At 70.5% G+C, this 15,647-nt stretch carries 14 protein-coding genes; 8 read left to right on the top strand and 6 right to left on the bottom strand.

The window, feature by feature from the left end:
* Positions 1–13: 13 nt before the first annotated feature.
* The 5 genes from ABZT06_RS30340 to ABZT06_RS30320 form a co-directional block, all read right to left on the bottom strand.
* A complete protein-coding gene (locus ABZT06_RS30340; RefSeq protein ID WP_355747832.1) occupies positions 14–565 on the bottom strand; it encodes an NADPH-dependent FMN reductase in 552 nt (183 codons plus the stop codon).
* A 34-nt stretch (positions 566–599) separates the two neighbouring features.
* A complete protein-coding gene (locus ABZT06_RS30335; protein WP_355747829.1) occupies positions 600–1,631 on the bottom strand; it encodes a LacI family DNA-binding transcriptional regulator in 1,032 nt (343 codons plus the stop codon).
* A 76-nt stretch (positions 1,632–1,707) separates the two neighbouring features.
* Positions 1,708–2,544 (bottom strand): ATP-binding cassette domain-containing protein, encoded by an 837-nt coding sequence (locus tag ABZT06_RS30330; RefSeq protein WP_355747826.1) that lies wholly within the window; start codon positions 2,542–2,544, stop codon positions 1,708–1,710.
* On the bottom strand, positions 2,541–3,554 hold the full coding sequence (locus ABZT06_RS30325; RefSeq protein ID WP_280863240.1) for an ABC transporter permease: 1,014 nt from the start codon (positions 3,552–3,554) through the stop codon (positions 2,541–2,543). Before ABZT06_RS30325 ends, ABZT06_RS30330 begins: the two co-directional genes overlap by 4 nt.
* Before the next feature lie 128 nt (positions 3,555–3,682).
* Positions 3,683–4,699 carry a sugar ABC transporter substrate-binding protein gene (locus ABZT06_RS30320; RefSeq protein WP_355747821.1) on the bottom strand — a complete coding sequence of 339 codons (1,017 nt, stop codon included), beginning with the start codon at positions 4,697–4,699 and terminating at the stop codon, positions 3,683–3,685.
* A 215-nt stretch (positions 4,700–4,914) separates the two neighbouring features.
* Between ABZT06_RS30320 and ABZT06_RS30315 the strand changes: the two genes are divergently transcribed.
* The 4 genes from ABZT06_RS30315 to ABZT06_RS30300 all read left to right on the top strand — a co-directional run bounded on the left by ABZT06_RS30315 (position 4,915) and on the right by ABZT06_RS30300 (position 9,232).
* A complete protein-coding gene (locus ABZT06_RS30315) occupies positions 4,915–5,877 on the top strand; it encodes a carbohydrate kinase (protein ID WP_355747818.1) in 963 nt (320 codons plus the stop codon).
* A 165-nt stretch (positions 5,878–6,042) separates the two neighbouring features.
* Complete coding sequence (locus tag ABZT06_RS30310; protein WP_355747815.1) at positions 6,043–6,174, top strand: hypothetical protein; 132 nt, start codon at positions 6,043–6,045, stop codon at positions 6,172–6,174.
* A gap of 187 nt (positions 6,175–6,361) precedes the next feature.
* Positions 6,362–8,923 carry a GH32 C-terminal domain-containing protein gene (locus ABZT06_RS30305; RefSeq protein ID WP_355747812.1) on the top strand — a complete coding sequence of 854 codons (2,562 nt, stop codon included), beginning with the start codon at positions 6,362–6,364 and terminating at the stop codon, positions 8,921–8,923.
* A 15-nt stretch (positions 8,924–8,938) separates the two neighbouring features.
* Positions 8,939–9,232 (top strand): antibiotic biosynthesis monooxygenase family protein, encoded by a 294-nt coding sequence (locus tag ABZT06_RS30300; RefSeq protein WP_355747809.1) that lies wholly within the window; start codon positions 8,939–8,941, stop codon positions 9,230–9,232.
* Here the strand turns inward: ABZT06_RS30300 and ABZT06_RS30295 are convergent.
* Positions 9,174–10,928, bottom strand: coding sequence for an ROK family protein (locus ABZT06_RS30295; RefSeq protein WP_355747806.1), 1,755 nt, complete (start codon positions 10,926–10,928; stop codon positions 9,174–9,176). The two genes, ABZT06_RS30300 and ABZT06_RS30295, sit on opposite strands and share 59 nt — an antisense overlap.
* 160 nt (positions 10,929–11,088) lie before the next feature.
* Here ABZT06_RS30295 and ABZT06_RS30290 point away from each other — a divergent pair, with 160 nt between their 5' ends.
* From ABZT06_RS30290 to ABZT06_RS30275, 4 genes are read left to right on the top strand one after another with little or no spacing between them, the layout of a single operon-like run.
* Positions 11,089–12,405 carry a sugar ABC transporter substrate-binding protein gene (locus tag ABZT06_RS30290; RefSeq protein ID WP_355747803.1) on the top strand — a complete coding sequence of 439 codons (1,317 nt, stop codon included), beginning with the start codon at positions 11,089–11,091 and terminating at the stop codon, positions 12,403–12,405.
* Positions 12,406–12,410: 5 nt separating this feature from the next.
* Positions 12,411–13,403: a sugar ABC transporter permease gene (locus ABZT06_RS30285; RefSeq protein WP_355747800.1), complete on the top strand. Its 993-nt coding sequence runs from the start codon at positions 12,411–12,413 to the stop codon at positions 13,401–13,403.
* Between the two features lie 13 nt (positions 13,404–13,416).
* Complete coding sequence (locus ABZT06_RS30280; RefSeq protein ID WP_355747998.1) at positions 13,417–14,256, top strand: carbohydrate ABC transporter permease; 840 nt, start codon at positions 13,417–13,419, stop codon at positions 14,254–14,256.
* A 20-nt stretch (positions 14,257–14,276) separates the two neighbouring features.
* Positions 14,277–15,635 carry a GH1 family beta-glucosidase gene (locus tag ABZT06_RS30275; RefSeq protein ID WP_355747797.1) on the top strand — a complete coding sequence of 453 codons (1,359 nt, stop codon included), beginning with the start codon at positions 14,277–14,279 and terminating at the stop codon, positions 15,633–15,635.
* The last annotated feature ends 12 nt before the right edge of the window (positions 15,636–15,647 follow it).

The following is a 15,647-nucleotide window of genomic DNA, read 5'->3' as shown; positions in this document are numbered from 1 at the left end:
CGGCTCGGTGCTCTCACCCCCGTGTAGACGCCTGAGCCAACAGGCCGAGGATCTCGCCGAGTCGGTGGCGCACCTCCGGGTCGGTGACGAGGCCGTCGCTGTCCACGGTGCCCCGGTCCACGGGGAGCTGGGCGCAGGCCGCGTCGACGATGAGGGCGCCGGTGTAGCCGAGGACCGTCCGCAGCGTCGCCTCCGCGCCCTGGCCGCGGCCCGGCGCGGCGGCGTTGATCCAGGCCACCGGCTTGTCGCTGATCTCGGTGCCGCCCACCGTCCAGTCCAGCAGGTTCTTGAACGAGCCCGGCAGGGTGCCCGCGTACTCCGGGGCGCAGACCAGGATCCCGTCCGCCCGCTCGATCGCCGCCCGCAGGACGGTCACCGGGGCGGGCAGCGGGTCGGTGTCGTCGTCGGGGTTGAAGTGCGGAAGCCCGGCCAGGCCGTCGTAGCGCACGGTGGCCACCGGCACGGACGGTGCCACGGCCTGCGCGGTGCGCAGCACGGCCTCGTTGGTGGAGTCCTGGCGCAGGCTCCCCGACAGCAACAGGATCTCCGGCGGCGTCGTCGTCATCCGCCCAACCTACGTTCCGGGGGCGGGGGGCGGGTCAGGCCCGCTGCAGCGCCGGGGCGGGCCGTTCACCCGAGCCCCGCACGATCAGGCGGGTCGGCACGGTGATGGTCCGGGCCCGGGTGCGGTCGCCGTCGAGGCGGGACAGCGCGGTGGTCGCCGTTGTGCGGCCGATCTCCTCGGGGACCTGGGCGACGACGGTCAGAGCCGGTTCGAGTGCCTCGGCCAGCGGGACGTCGTCGAAGGAGACGACGGCGACGTCCTTGCGCCTGCTGCGGGCGAGTTCGGCGACTATCCCCAGGGCGACGATGTTGTTGCCGGCGAACAGGGCCGTGGGGGGATCGGCCAGGCCGAGGAGCTGGGCGGTCGCGGCCGAAGCACCCTGCTGGTCATGGGCGTTGGTGACCAGGGAACGGTCGTAGGGAAGACCGGCTCGGTCAAGGGCCTCGCGGTATCCGGTCAGGCGCTCACGGCGGGTGTAGAGCTTGACCGGCAGGTCGCCGACGAAGCCGATGCGCCGGTGGCCGTGGGCGATCAGGTGGGCGACCCCGTCGTGGGCGCCGGTGCGGTTGGAGCTGACGACGCTGTCGGCGGCCAGGCCCACCCCGGGACGGTCGATGAACACGACGGGCAACCCCGTCGCGCGGTGGGTCTTGAGGTGGGAGTGGTCGGCGCCGACGGACGGCACGACCAGCAGGATGCTGACGCGGCGGGCGAGGAACTTGTCCGTCAGGGCGCGTTCCCGGTCCGGGTCGTCCGCCGAGGAGCCCATGAGCAGGGTCAGCCCGCGGTCGCGGACCGTGTCCTCGATACTGCGGGCCACCGCGCCGAAGAACGGGTTGCCGAGGTCGGGGATGACCAGACCGATGGTCGTGTCGGGCCCGCCCACGCGGATGTTGCGCGCCATCAGGTTCGGCTGGAAGCCCAGCTTGGCCACGGCGGCCAGCACCTGTTCCCTGGTCTCGGCCGACGCGGGTCCGTCCTCGTTGAGTACGCGGGAGACCGTCTTGGCGCTGACGCCCACTTCGCGGGCGACGTCGGCCAGGGTCGGGCGGCGGTTCGCTGCCATGGAGGAAACCGTCTCCTGTGCTCGTCGGTTCCGGCCGCGGCCTCGGCCGGATGCCGTCGAGTGTCGAGTGCTGTGGTCAGGTGGCCTGGACGCCCGCGGCCTTCGCGGCCTCGGAATCCGCTACGACAGTACCTCCGGCCTCGTCCACGGTGAGCGCGCCCGTCATGATGGCGACGACCTCCGCCATGGAGTAGTCGGACGGCTTGATCAGGGCGGCCCGCCGGCCCAGCCGGTGCACGTGGATGCGGTCCGCGATCTCGAAGACGTGCGGCATGTTGTGGCTGATCAGGACGACCGGCATGCCCTTGTCCCGGACCCGGCGGATGAGGTCGAGGACCTGCCCGGACTCCTTGACGCCGAGCGCGGCGGTGGGTTCGTCCATGACGACGACACTGCGGGCCCAGGCGACGGAACGGGCGACCGCCACGGCCTGCCGCTGGCCCCCGGAGAGGGTCTCGACGGCCTGGGTCAGCGACCGCAGTCCGATCTTCAGGTCGGCCATGTGCTCGGCGGCCTCCTGGCGCATGCGCTTCTTGTCGAGCATGCGGAAGACACTGCCGAGGACACCGGGCCTGCGCAGCTCACGCCCGAGGAACACGTTCGAGGCGATGTCCATCGACGCGGCCACGGCCAGGTCCTGATAGACCGTCTCGATGCCGTGGGCACGGGCGCTTTGCGGGCCGGAGAACTGGATGGGCTCGCCGTTCAGGCGGATCTCGCCCGCGTCGGGCGTCACCGCACCGGTGAGCGCCTTGATCAGGCTGGTCTTCCCGGCGCCGTTGTCGCCGATGACGGCCAGCACCTCGCCGGGCAGCAGGTCGAAGTCGGCGCCGTCGATGGCGGTGACCTGGCCGTAGCGCTTGACGAGACCGCGGGCCTGGAGGACGGGGGTGGGGGAGGCGAGGGCGCTCATCGGGCCTTCTTCCGGGAGATCTGGTCGACGGTCACCGCGAGGATCACCAGCACACCGGTGATCAGGGTCTGGTAGATCGAGGCGACGCCCATCAGCTGGAGCCCGTTGCGGAAGACCCCGACGATGAGGACGCCGATGAAGGTGCCGAGGACCGAACCGCGGCCGCCGAAGAGGCTGGTGCCGCCGAGGACGACGGCGGTGATGCTGTCGAGGTTGTCGGTCTGTCCGGCCTGCGGGTCGCCGACTCCGGTGCGGGAGATGAGGAGCAGGGCGGCGACGCCGTAGAGGAGACCGGCGACGGTGTAGACGCCGATGGTCAGGCGGGAGGTGCGGATGCCGTTCAGCCGCGCGGCCTCCTGGCTGTTGCCCAGGGCGTAGACGTGCCGGCCCCAGCCCGTGCTGCTCAGCGCGTAGGCGAGCAGGAGGAACAGGGCGATGGTGACGAGGGAGCCGTAGGTGATGTCGGTGTGGCCCATCGGGAAGGTCTGCCCGAGGGCCGTCAGCGGGCCGGGCAGGTTGGTGACCGTCTGCTCCTCGGAGTAGATGTGGGTCAGCGCGAACGCCACGTTGAGCATGCCCAGGGTGACGATGAACGGCGGCAGCGGGATCTTCTGCACCAGCAGCCCGTTCACCAGACCGAAGCCGCCGCAGACGACCAGGCCCAGCGCGATGGCGACCAGCGGCGGCAGCGAGCCCTCGGCGGCCATCTTGGCGATCACGATGCTGCCGAACGCCATCACCGCGCCGCACGACAGGTCGATGCCCGCGGTGAGGATGATCAGCGTCTGGCCGATGGCGAGGGTGCCGACGACCATGACCTGCTGCACGATCAGCGAGAAGTTCCCGCCGGTGAGGAACTGGTCGGAAGAGACGGCGAAGAAGACACAGGCGAGCAGAAGGGCGACCAGCGGGCCGGTGGTCGGCGCCGTGAGCAGCCTGCGGGCCGTGGTCGGCGCTTTGAGTTCGGCGTACGGCGAGGAGGTGCTCGGAGGCGTGGACGTGGCGGTCATGCGAAGTCCTTGTCGGAAGACAGAAGTCCTGGTGGGACTGGGGGGCGGCCGTCCCCGGGTCGGGGAGGTGCGGGGCCGGCCGCCCCGCTCGGGGCAGAGGCGATGTCGTACGGTCCCTGGGGCCGGACTCAGCCCCAGCAGTTCTCCAGGCCGAACGCGGTGTCCTTGGACGTGACGCCCGTCTGGGCCTTGTCGGTGATCAGGGTGACGCCGGTGTCGGTGTAACCGGACGCCTTCTTGCCGTCCTTGGCGTACGTCACGACGGCCTTGACGCCCTGGGCGGCCATCTTCAGCGGGTACTGCTGCGAAGTGGCCGCGATCTTCCCGTCCTTGACGGCCTGGGTGCCGGTGCAGCCGCCGTCGACGGAGACGATCAGCACGTCCTTCTCCCGGCCCTTGGCCTTCAGCGCGGTGTATGCGCCCAGTGCGGCCGGCTCGTTGATCGTGTAGACGAGGTTGATGTCGGGGTTCTTCTGGAGACAGTTCTCCATCGCCGTCTGGCCCTTGGACTGGTCGCCGCCCGTGTCCTGGGCGCACGCCACGTCCTTCTCGGTGGCGCCGAAGCCCTTGAGGAACCCGTTGTGCCGCTGGACGCCGACGGAGACGCCGGGCGCGAGGTCGAGGGCGGCGATCTTCGCGGTCTTGCCCTTCATGGCGGCCTTGGCGTACTCGCCGATCAGCTCGCCGGCCTTGAGGTTGTCGGTGGCGAAGAGGGCGTCGACCGCGCTCTCCGGCTCGGTCGGCGTGTCCAGCGCGATGACCAGGACCCCCTTGGCCTTGGCCTTCGCTATCGCGGGCACGATCGCCTTGGAGTCGCTCGGCGTGATCAGGATGCCCTTCACCCCGGCGGCCACCATGTTCTCGATGGCGGTGACCTGACCGGCGTTGTCCCCGTCGAACTTGCCAGCCGCGGTCATGAGCTGGGCGCCGTTCTCCTTGGCGGCCTTCTCCGCGCCCTCCTTCATCTTCACGAAGAACGGGTTGGTGTCGGTCTTGGTGATCAGCCCGACCTTCACCGTGCCCGATCCGGAGCTCGTGGAGCCCGATCCCGAACCGGAACCGCAGGCCGTCAGGGCGAGGGCCGCGACCGAGGTGCACGCGGCGACTCTGAGCAGGGAGGAAGGCAGTCGAGGGATGCGAGACATGAACGACTCCAGCGGGATTGCGGGCGAGCGGCGGCATCGGAGCATGCCGTCCCTAGGTGTCATCGTTGACTTATGTCATCGTTGACACTGCCGAGGATGATGACCCCGTCTCCCGGCAACGTCAATGCCCCGCGCCTGTCACAAGTCCGCAACGCCGACGGCGGCCGCCCGGTCCGTGCCCGTTTCCGGTGCACGTTCGCAGAGAAGAGCAGCTCATGAGCGCACGTCAGATCACGGTCCTCGGAGAGTGTGTCGCGGACGCGTTCACCGACCCCGCGAGCACCCCGGGCGAACTCGCCCTCAGGGTCCTGCCGGGCGGCGGACCTGCGAACACGGCGGTCTCCCTGGCCCGCCTCGGCACCCCGGCCCGCCTCCTCGCACGCCTGTCAGGCGACGTGTTCGGCCGCCTGTTCCGCGCCCACCTGGAGGCCTCGGGCGTGGACCTGGCGGACGCCGTCCCAGCAGCGGAGCCCAGCACGCTGGCCGTGGCGGAGCTGGACGACCGGGGCCAGGCCGCGTTCTCCTTCCACGCGCAGAACACGGCCGACTGGCAGTGGTCGGCCGAGGAGCTGGCGGGAGTGGACCTGTCCGGAACCACCTGTGTGCACACCGGATCCCTGGCCCTGGTCCGGGAACCCGGCGGGCCGGTGGTGGAGGAGTTCCTGGCGGCGGCCGCACCCCACGCGACCATCAGCATCGACCCCAACGTCCGGCCGCTGCTCGTCCGTCCCGAGGACTACCGGGCGCGGCTGGCCCATTGGTGCGCCCTCGCCGACGTGCTCCGGCTGAGCGAGGACGACCTCCGGCTCCTGCTGCCGGACACGGCGCCCGAGCGGGCGTGCGACCTCTGGCATGCCGCCGGAGCCCGGCTGGTCGTGATCACCCGTGGCGGTGACGGCGTCCTGGCCTCGCTCGACGGCGAACGGCTCCAGGTGCCCGCGGTGGCGACGGAGGTGGTCGACACGGTCGGGGCCGGCGACTCCTTCACCGCGGGCCTGCTGCACCACCTGGACTCCCGCGGCCTGCTCGGCGGCCGGCTCACCGGCCTGCGGCTCGACGAGGTCGCCGAGGCGTGCGCCTTCGCCACCCGGGTTGCGGCGCTGACCTGCTCGGTCGCCGGCCCCAACCCGCCGTGGCGGGAGGAGCTGGAGGAGTTCGCGGCGGTCGGCGGCGCGTGATGGACGGTCGGGTTCGGGGGAGCGATCGGGGCGCCGTGGCGGGTTGGGGCGGCCGGCTCACCGGCCTGCGGCTCGACGAGGTCGCCGAGGCGTGCGGGGTGCAGCCGTGGACCTGCGCGGCCGCGCCGGTGCACGACCCGCGGACCGGCTCCGCCGGGTGCAGCCGTGGACCTGCGCGGCCGCGCCGGTGCACGACCCGCCGCCACCCGGGTCGCGGCGCTGACCTGTTCGGTCGCCGGGCCCAACCCGCCGTGGCGGGACGATTTGGAGCGGTTCGCGGCCGTGGGCACCGCGTGACGGACAGCCGGGCGCCGTGGGATCGATCGCGCCGCAACCGTTGACGAGCGTGCGGATTGCACTCATGATCGGGCCTCGGTGTCAACGATGACATAAGTCAACGATGGCATAGGTCAACGATGACACTTTCCGTCCGGCGCCGCGGAGGACAGCGCCGGTCCCAGGGCGTCACCAGTACAGGAGACCCATGACTTCTGGACGCGTATCCCGGCATGCCCGCACCCGGATGATCGCGGCGGCGGCGACCGTCTGCGCCCTGGCCGCGACCCCGCTCGCCCCGCGGGCCGTCGCGGCCGAGACCCCGCCGTACACCGAGACCTACCACCCCCAGTTCCACTACACGCCGCAGCAGAACTGGATGAACGACCCCAACGGCCTCGTGTACTACCAGGGCGAATACCACCTCTTCTACCAGTACAACCCGAACGGCGACTCCTGGGGAGACATGTCCTGGGGGCACGCGGTGAGCAAGGACCTCGTGCACTGGAAGGAGCTGCCGCTCGCCCTGTCGCACGACGACAAGGAGATGGTGTTCTCCGGCAGCGCGGTCGTCGACCGGGACAACACCACCGGGTTCGGCACGAAGAAGAACCCGCCCATGGTGGCGATCTACACCAGCCTCGACAAGAGCACGGGCACCCAGGCCCAGGCGCTCGCCTACAGCACCGACCGCGGCCGTACCTGGACCAAGTACCGGGGCAATCCGGTCATCGACATCGGCTCGAAGGACTTCCGCGATCCGAAGGTGCAGTGGTACGCGCCCACCAAGAGCTGGCTGATGACGGTGTCGCTGTCCGCCGAGCACAAGGTGCGGTTCTACTCGTCCAAGAACCTCAAGGACTGGGACCTGCTCAGCGAGTTCGGTCCGGCCGGCGCGACGGGCGGGGTGTGGGAGTGCCCCGACCTGTTCCCGCTCGCGGTCGACGGGGACCCGAAGAAGATCAAGTGGGTCCTCGTCGTCAACATCAACCCCGGTGGCATCGCCGGTGGTTCGGGCGCCCAGTACTTCGTGGGCGACTTCGACGGCGAGAAGTTCACCGCCGACGACAAGGGGAGCTACACCCCGCCCGCCGGCGTGGTCGTCCAGGACTTCGAGGACACGGGCTTCGGCAGCTGGACGGCCACCGGGACGGCGTTCGGTGAGGCACCGGCGACCGGCGCGCTGGACGGACAGTCGGCCGTCACCGGATACGACGGCAAGGGCTTCGCCGACAGCTTCCACGACGGCGACTCCACGACCGGAACGCTCACCTCGGGGCCCTTCACGGTCACCAGCCCCTACCTGAACTTCAAGGTCGGCGGCGGCAACCACCCGCACCAGGACGGCACCGTGCTGGAACGCGGAGCCCCACCCGAGGGGACCGTCCTCGCCGACTTCGAGGGCGGCACGTACGGCGACTGGACGACGACCGGCGACGCCTTCGGCACCGCACCGGCCACCGGCACCCTCCCCGGCCAGCAGGAGGTCACCGGCCAGCTGGGTGACGGCCTGGTCAACACCTTCCGCGACGGCGACTCCACGACCGGCACCCTCACCTCGCCCGAGTTCACCCTCGACAAGGACTACGTCGACTTTCTCGTCGGCGGCGGCAACCACCCGGCCGGCTCGGACCACCCGACCGCCATGGAACTCCTCGTCGACGGCCAGGCCGTGCGCAGCGCCACCGGAAGCGACGCCGAGGCGCTGAACTGGGCCTCCTGGGACGTACGCGACCTCGCCGGCAAGAAGGCGAGGATCAGGATCGTCGACGACAACACCGGCGGCTGGGGTCACCTCAACGTCGACCACATCGTGCTCTCCGACACCCGGGCCCGGCCCGTCTCCCGGGAGACCTCCGTCAACCTGCTCGTCGACGGCGAGGTCGTGCGCAGCGCCACCGGCTCCGACAGCGAGACCCTGGACTGGGCCTCCTTCGACCTGCGCCCCTACGCGGGCAAGCAGGCGCAGATCCAGATCGTCGACAACAACACCGGCGGCTGGGGCCACCTCATGGCCGACGGGTTCACCACCGCGGCCGCTCCCGCCAAGTCCGTCGTGCAGCGCGCCGACTGGGCCGACTACGGCAAGGACTACTACGCGGCCGTGTCCTGGGAGAACGTCCCGGGGGACGAGCGGTACATGATCGGCTGGATGAACGACTGGGAGTACGGCGGCTCCGTCCCGACCTCGCCCTGGCGCGGCGCGCAGAGTGTCCCGCGCCGGATGGCACTGCGCACCGTCGACGGCCGTGTCCGACTGACCAGCGAACCGGTGGCCGCCCTGGCGTCCCTGCGTGAGGGAAGCGCGGCGACGGCGACCGGAGTGACCGTCACCAGCACCTCACAGCCCCTGATCGGCCCGCAGGCGCAGGGCAGGGCGCTCGACATCGAGGCCACCTTCTCCCTCCGGGACGCCGAACGGTTCGGTCTCCAGGTGCGCACCGGCGCCGGGGGAGAGGAGACGGTCATCGGCTACGACACCACGACCGAGGAGTTGTACGTCGACCGCACCCGCTCCGGCACCTCGGACTTCAGCCCGGCCTTTCCCGGCGTCCAGCGGGCCCCGCTCAAGGCCGTCGACGGCAAGGTCAGGCTGCGGATCCTCGTCGACCGGTCCTCCGTCGAGGTCTTCGGCGGCAGCGGCGAGGCCGTGATCACCGACCAGATCTTCCCCCACCCCGACAGCCAGGGCGTGCGGGTCTTCGCCGAGAACGGCTCGGTGAAACTGGACCGGGCCCAGGTCCGGCACCTCGGCTCCTACCGCGACTGACAAGGACACCCCACCGTGAAGAAGACCCTGCTCGCCGAGTTCACCGCCCGTGAGGGAGCGCAGGACGAGGTCGCCCGCATGATCGTGGAGTACGCCGGCAAGGTGCGGGAGGAGGAGGGCAACCTCGCCTTCGACGTCTACACCAAGGCATCGCACCCCCGTGCCTTCTGGATCTTCGAGGTGTACCGGGACGAGGACGCCTTCCAGGCGCACCTGAACGCCCCGTACGGCGGCCCGTTCAACGCCGCGCTCACTCCGCTGATCGAGGAGGACGCCTCCGTACTGACGTTCCTCGACCCGGTGGGCTGACCGGCACGGACGTGCCGGTGGGCGGTGACGAGGCGGCCCGCCCGCCCCGGGCGAAGAAGTCGGCCAGGGTCAGGCTCGCCGCGCCGACCGTGACCGCGTCGGGGCCGAGCTTGCCGAGCTCGATGGTGACGCGTTCGGCGGGGTGGCGCAGGGAGTAGGCGTCGGCGTACCGGCGTACGGCGGGCAGGAAGCCGGGTCCGAGCTGGAGACCGGCCCAGCCGCCGATGAGGATGCGCTCGGGCCGGAAGAGGTTGACCAGGTCGGACAGCCCGGCGCCGACGTACTCGGCGGTCTCCTCGAGAACGGCGAGAGCGACCGGGTCGGCCCCAGGGGGCTGGGAGGGGTGGGGCGCGATGCTCTGGCCTGGGTGCAGCGAGGTGCTCTGGGCAGGCTGGGTCGCGGTGTCCTCGCCCGGGTGGGCGGCGGCGGGTAGTGCGGTGGGTGCGGTCATGCTGCCGGTGCTCTGGTCCAGGTCGTGCCCGGCGCCCGCGGCGGGGTCAGTCTCGGTGCCTCTGCTGGGGCCGGCTTCGGTCCCCCCGCCGGGGCCAGTCTCGGCGTCCCCGCTCGGGCCAGCCTCTGTGCCCCCACCCGGTCCAACCTCGGTGTCCTGGTCCAGGTCGTACCCGGCGCCCGCGGCCGGGCCGGGCTCGGTGCCTGCGGCTGTGCCGGCTTCGGTCCCCTCGCCGGTGCCGGCCACGGCGTCCCCGCTCGGGCCGGCCTCGGTGCCCCCACCCGGGCCGGCCCCGACGGCCCCGCCCAAGTCACCGCCACCGTCCCCGCCCACCCCGGCGGCCGCCAGCAGCGCTGTCAGTGCGGTTTCCTCGTCGGCGCCCTCCGGTGGCCGGCCGCCTGCCTCGCGCCAGCGGTCGATGAGTGCTTCCGCGCCCGCGTACGCCTCCAGGCAGCCGAGCGCACCGCAGCGGCAGCGGCGTCCCCTGACCCGTACGGTCACATGTCCCCACTCCAGGGCGCGGCCGTACTCCGCCTCCTCGGTGACGAGGCAGGCGCCGATGCCCGAGCCGAAGAGGACCACGACCGCGTTGCGGGCGCCCCGGCCGGCGCCGAACCACAGCTCGGCCTGGCCGAGGGTGCGGGCGCCGTTGTCGATGAAGTACGGGACGGAGTCGGGGAGTTCACAGGTCGAACGCAGCAGGGACTCCAGCGGGACGGCGTCCCAGCCCATCGTCTGACCGTGGACCACCGCGCCCTGCCCGGGGGTGTGGGCCACGATGCCGGGAACGCCGATGCCGACACCGAGGAGCTGTTCCGGGGTGACGTCCGTGCCGGCGAGGACCTCGGCGATGCCGTCGCGGATGTGACCGACGACGACCTCGACGTCGTAGCCGTGATGCTCCAGGGGCCGTTCCGTGCGGGCGAGTTCGGTGAGGGTGAGGTCGAAGAGCTCGACGCGGACGCGGGTCTCGCCCACGTCGACACCGATCATGTGGCCGCCGGCGGGGGCGACGCGCAGCAGGGTGCGGGGGCGGCCGCCGTCGGACTCGACGGTGCCGGCCTCCTCGACCAGGCCGTCCTCGATCAGTTCCGCGACCACGTTGCTGATGGAGCCGCCGCTCAGACCGGTGGCCGGCGCCAGCTCGAAGCGGCTCATCGGGCCGTCGAAATACAACCGTTGCAGTACGGCGGCCCGGTTGCCCCGTCGCAGGTCACGCACCGTACGCCCGTTCCGCACCGCCATGTGGACCCCTTCCGATGCCGCCTCGACCTGCAAGATACCGCTGCACCGACTCTTGACGCGCCTTTCCTTCGCGTCTTAAATCACGCCATAAATTAACCCCGGGGTGGTGTTCGAGAAGCGAACGCACCCAGGGGTCTCCCCTGGAAGGGACACCAGAGCCATGCGCAGAACCCGAGCCGCGGCCGCCGGTGCGGTCACCGTTTCCCTCATGACTCTCGTGACCGCCTGTGGCGGCGGCTCGTCGACGAGCGGCGGGTCCAACGACTCGCCGAAGACCCTGACCTACTGGGCCTCCAACCAGGGCGCCAGCATCGAGGTCGACAAGAAGGTCCTCCAGCCCGAGCTCGACAAGTTCGAGCAGCAGACCGGCATCAAGGTCAAGGTCGAGGTCGTCCCTTGGTCCGACCTGCTGAACCGGATCCTCACCGCCACCACCTCAGGCCAGGGCCCCGACGTCCTCAACATCGGCAACACCTGGAGCGCCTCCCTGCAGGCCACCGGCGCACTGCTGCCCTGGAACGCCAAGAACTTCGCCGCGATCGGCGGGAAGGACCGCTTCGTCGACTCCGCGCTCGGCTCCACCGGCGCCCAGGGCCAGGACCCGGCCGCGATCCCGCTCTACTCGATGTCCTACGCCCTCTACTACAACAAGGAGATCTTCGCCGACGCCGGCATCACCAAGCCCCCGGCCACCTGGGACGAACTGGTCGCCGACGGCAAGAAGATCCAGGCCAAGGGCAAGTCCGCGCTCGGCGCCGAGGGCGCGAACCTGTCGGAGAACATCCACCACGTCTTCGTCTTCGCCCAGCAGCACGGCGGCGACTTCTTCACCCCCGACGGCAAGCCCGACTTCACCAACGACAACGTGGTGGCCGCCGTCAAGCAGTACGTCGACCTCATGGCCAAGGACAAGGTCATCCCGACCGGCGACGCCGAGTACGCCCAGAACCAGTCGGTCAGCGACTTCGCCAAGGGCAACCAGGCCATGCTGCTGTGGCAGTCCGCGTCAGCCAACCTCAAGTCCCAGGGCATGAGCGACGACAAGTACGGCATCGCACCCGTGCCCGTGCAGTCCGGCACCCCGGGCGGCGGCACTCAGGTCAACTCGGCCGTCATGGGCATCAACCTGGCCGTCTTCAAGAACACCGACAACATCGACGGCGCCAAGAAGTTCGTGAAGTTCATGACGAGCGACGCCGAGCAGAAGGTCCTCAACACCGCCTACAGCTCCATCCCGCCGGTGAAGACCGTGCAGGAGGACAGCGCGTTCGGCTCCGGCCCGAACAAGGTCCTCAAGGACACCCTCGCCACCAGCGCGGCCGCCCTGCCGCAGGTCGCCGACGAGTCGCAGTTCGAGACGGCCGTAGGGACCGCCGTCAAGGACCTGTTCGCCGACGCGGCCGCCGGACGCCCGGTCACCACCGAGTCGGTGAAGGCGGCGCTGGAGAAGGCCCAGCAGCAGATGCCGACGAAGTGAGCACGATGACCACCACCGCGTCCGCCGAGGCCGCCGTGCACAAGAACCCTTCCGGGGCGGTGCAGCCCGGTCCCCGCCGCCGCCCCGGCAGGATCCGCCGCATCGGGCTGCCGTATCTGCTCCTGCTGCCGGCCCTGCTCCTCGAACTCCTGGTCCACCTGGTGCCGATGGTCATCGGCATCGTGATGAGCTTCAAGGAGCTCACGCAGTTCTACATCCGCGACTGGGGCGCCGCGCCCTGGTCCGGCCTCGACAACTACAAGGTGTCGGTGGACTTCGACGCCCCGGTCGGCGAGGCCCTGCTGCACTCGTTCCTCGTCACCGTCGCCTTCACGCTGCTGTCGGTCGCCCTGTGCTGGCTGATCGGCACGGCGGCGGCGGTCTACCTCCAGGACACCTTCCGGGGCCGGGGCCTGCTGCGGGCGCTGTTCCTCATCCCGTACGCCCTGCCGGTCTACGCGGCCGTCATCACCTGGGTGTTCATGTTCCAGCACGACAACGGCCTGGTGAACCACGTCCTGCACGACCAGCTCCACCTCACCGACAAGCCGTCCTTCTGGCTGATCGGCGACAACAGCTTCTACGCGCTGCTCACGGTGTCCGTGTGGAAGGGCTGGCCGTTCGCCTTCCTCATCGTCATGGCCGGCCTCCAGAACATCCCCGGCGAGCTGTACGAGGCGGCGGCCCTGGACGGCGCCGGGATGTGGCAGCAGATCCGCCGCATCACCCTGCCGTCCCTGCGGCCGGTCAACCAGGTGCTGCTGCTGGTGCTGTTCCTGTGGACGTTCAACGACTTCAACACGCCGTTCGTCCTGTTCGGCAGGTCGGCCCCGGAGGCCGCGGACCTCATCTCGGTCCACATCTACCAGGCGTCCTTCGTCACCTGGAACTTCGGCACCGGCTCCGCGATGTCCGTACTCCTGCTGCTGTTCCTGCTCGTGGTGACGGGCGTCTACCTCCTGCTGACCTCCCGGGGAAGGAAGCCGGCCGATGCCTAGGACCAACTCGCCCATGGCGCCGCCGCGTTCCTTCTTCTGGTCCCGGCGGATCTTCCTCACCCTGCTCACCGGCTTCGTCCTGCTGCCGGTGTACGTCATGGTCTCCAGCTCGCTGAAGCCGCTCGCCGACGTCACGGGTGAGTTCCACTGGCTGCCCAGCGAGGTCACCGTCCGGCCGTACATCGACATCTGGTCCACCATCCCGCTCGCGCGGTACTTCGTGAACTCGCTGATCGTGGCGGGCGCCGCGACCGTCTGCTCGGTGGTGATCGCGGTGTTCGCCGCGTACGCCGTCAGCCGCTACGAGTTCCGCGGCAAGCGCGTCTTCACGGTCACCGTGCTGTCCACGCAGATGTTCCCCGGCATCCTCTTCCTCCTCCCCCTCTTCCTGATCTACGTCAACATCGGCAACGCCACCGGCATCGCCCTGTTCGGCTCGCGCGGCGGGCTGATCCTGACGTACCTGACCTTCTCCCTGCCCTTCTCGATCTGGATGCTGATCGGGTACTTCGACTCGGTGCCCCGCGATCTGGACGAGGCCGCGCTGGTGGACGGCTGCGGGCCGCTGGGCGCGCTCTTCCGGGTCGTCGTGCCCGCCGCGATCCCCGGGATCGTCGCGGTCGCCGTCTACGCCTTCATGACCGCCTGGGGCGAGGTGCTCTTCGCGTCGGTGATGACCAACGACACCACCCGCACCCTCGCCGTCGGCCTCCAGGGCTACTCCACGCTCAACAACGTGTACTGGAACCAGATCATGGCCGCCTCGCTGGTCGTCAGCGTCCCCGTGGTCGCCGGGTTCCTGCTGCTCCAGCGCTATCTCGTCGCCGGGCTGACGGCGGGCGCCGTCAAGTGACCGACTGTGAAAGGACTTCCGTGAGCATCGACCTCGCCGCACTCCCGCACGACTTCCTGTGGGGCACGGCCACGGCGGCCTACCAGATCGAGGGAGCCGTGTCGGAGGACGGCCGCTCGCCGTCGATCTGGGACACCTTCTCGCACACGCCCGGCAAGGTCGCGGGCGGCGACACCGGCGACGTCGCCTGCGACCACTACCACCGCTGGCGCGAGGACATCGGCCTCATGCGCCGGCTCGGCACCAACGCCTACCGGTTGTCGGTCGCCTGGCCGCGCGTGATGCCGGAAGGGGACGGCCCGGTCAACCCCAAGGGCCTCGACTTCTACGACGAGTTGATCGACGCCCTGCTGGCCGCCGGCATCACCCCGTCCGTCACCCTCTACCACTGGGACCTGCCCCAGGTGCTCCAGGACCGCGGCGGCTGGCCCGCCCGCGACACCGCCGAGCACTTCGCCGCGTACGCCTCGGTGGTGGCCGGGCGCCTGGGGGACAGGGTGGAGCACTGGACCACGCTCAACGAACCCCTGTGCTCGGCCTGGATCGGCCATCTGGAAGGCACGATGGCACCCGGTCTGACCGACCTCACGGCCGCCGTCCGCGCCTCCTACCACCTGCTCCTCGGCCACGGCCTGGCCGCACAGGCGATCCGCGCCGCGTCCCCCTCCGCCCAGGTCGGCCTCGTCACCAACCTCTCCACGGTCCACGCCGCCACCGACCGGCCGGAAGACCTCGCCGCCGCCCACCGCATGGACGGCCACACCAACCGCTGGTGGCTCGACCCGGTCCACGGCCGCGGTTTCCCGGCGGACATGCGCGAGGTCTACGGCGTCGAACTCCCGGAGCGGGACGGCGACCTGGCGGTGATCGCCGCGCCCCTGGACTGGCTCGGCCTCAACTACTACATGCCGATCACCGTCGCCGACGACCCCACCGGACCTGCCCCGAGGACCCGTCAGGTCTCCCGCCCCGGCGTCCCGTGCACCGGCATGGACTGGGAGATCGACGCCGACGGCATCGAGACCCTCCTGCTCCGCCTCACGCACGAGTACGGCGCCCGCAAGCTCTACGTCACCGAGAACGGCTCCGCCTACCCCGACGTCGTACGCCCCGACGGGACGGTCGACGACCCGGAACGCCAGCAGTACCTGATCGACCACCTGGCCGCCTGCGCCTCCGCCGCCCGCAAGGGCGCCCCGCTGGCCGGCTACTTCGCGTGGTCCCTGCTGGACAACTTCGAGTGGGCCTACGGCTACGACAAGCGCTTCGGCCTGGTCCACGTCGACTACGAGACACAGCGGCGGACCATCAAGGGCACGGGGTACCGGTACGCGGACGTCATCCGGGCGCACGGGGAGAGGGGCCGCAAGGCCGCCTGAGCGCGGTCGCGT

It is taken from the genome of Streptomyces sp. NPDC005483 (assembly GCF_040606035.1).
GTDB lineage: Bacteria > Actinomycetota > Actinomycetes > Streptomycetales > Streptomycetaceae > Streptomyces.
The sequence above is the reverse complement of the archived record's forward strand: the minus strand, read 5'-3'. Positions and strand labels throughout refer to the sequence as shown.

Excerpts from the sequence above, each read along its gene's own strand:
- ABZT06_RS30340 (WP_355747832.1), bottom strand. The coding sequence starts at position 565 with ATGACGACGACGCCGCCGGAGATCCTGTTGCTGTCGGGGAGCCTGCGC.
- ABZT06_RS30335 (WP_355747829.1), bottom strand. The coding sequence starts at position 1,631 with ATGGCAGCGAACCGCCGCCCGACCCTGGCCGACGTCGCCCGCGAAGTG.
- ABZT06_RS30330 (WP_355747826.1), bottom strand. The coding sequence starts at position 2,544 with ATGAGCGCCCTCGCCTCCCCCACCCCCGTCCTCCAGGCCCGCGGTCTC.
- ABZT06_RS30325 (WP_280863240.1), bottom strand. The coding sequence starts at position 3,554 with ATGACCGCCACGTCCACGCCTCCGAGCACCTCCTCGCCGTACGCCGAA.
- ABZT06_RS30320 (WP_355747821.1), bottom strand. The coding sequence starts at position 4,699 with ATGTCTCGCATCCCTCGACTGCCTTCCTCCCTGCTCAGAGTCGCCGCG.
- ABZT06_RS30315 (WP_355747818.1), top strand. The coding sequence starts at position 4,915 with ATGAGCGCACGTCAGATCACGGTCCTCGGAGAGTGTGTCGCGGACGCG.
- ABZT06_RS30305 (WP_355747812.1), top strand. The coding sequence starts at position 6,362 with ATGACTTCTGGACGCGTATCCCGGCATGCCCGCACCCGGATGATCGCG.
- ABZT06_RS30295 (WP_355747806.1), bottom strand. The coding sequence starts at position 10,928 with ATGGCGGTGCGGAACGGGCGTACGGTGCGTGACCTGCGACGGGGCAAC.
- ABZT06_RS30290 (WP_355747803.1), top strand. The coding sequence starts at position 11,089 with ATGCGCAGAACCCGAGCCGCGGCCGCCGGTGCGGTCACCGTTTCCCTC.
- ABZT06_RS30285 (WP_355747800.1), top strand. The coding sequence starts at position 12,411 with ATGACCACCACCGCGTCCGCCGAGGCCGCCGTGCACAAGAACCCTTCC.
- ABZT06_RS30280 (WP_355747998.1), top strand. The coding sequence starts at position 13,417 with ATGGCGCCGCCGCGTTCCTTCTTCTGGTCCCGGCGGATCTTCCTCACC.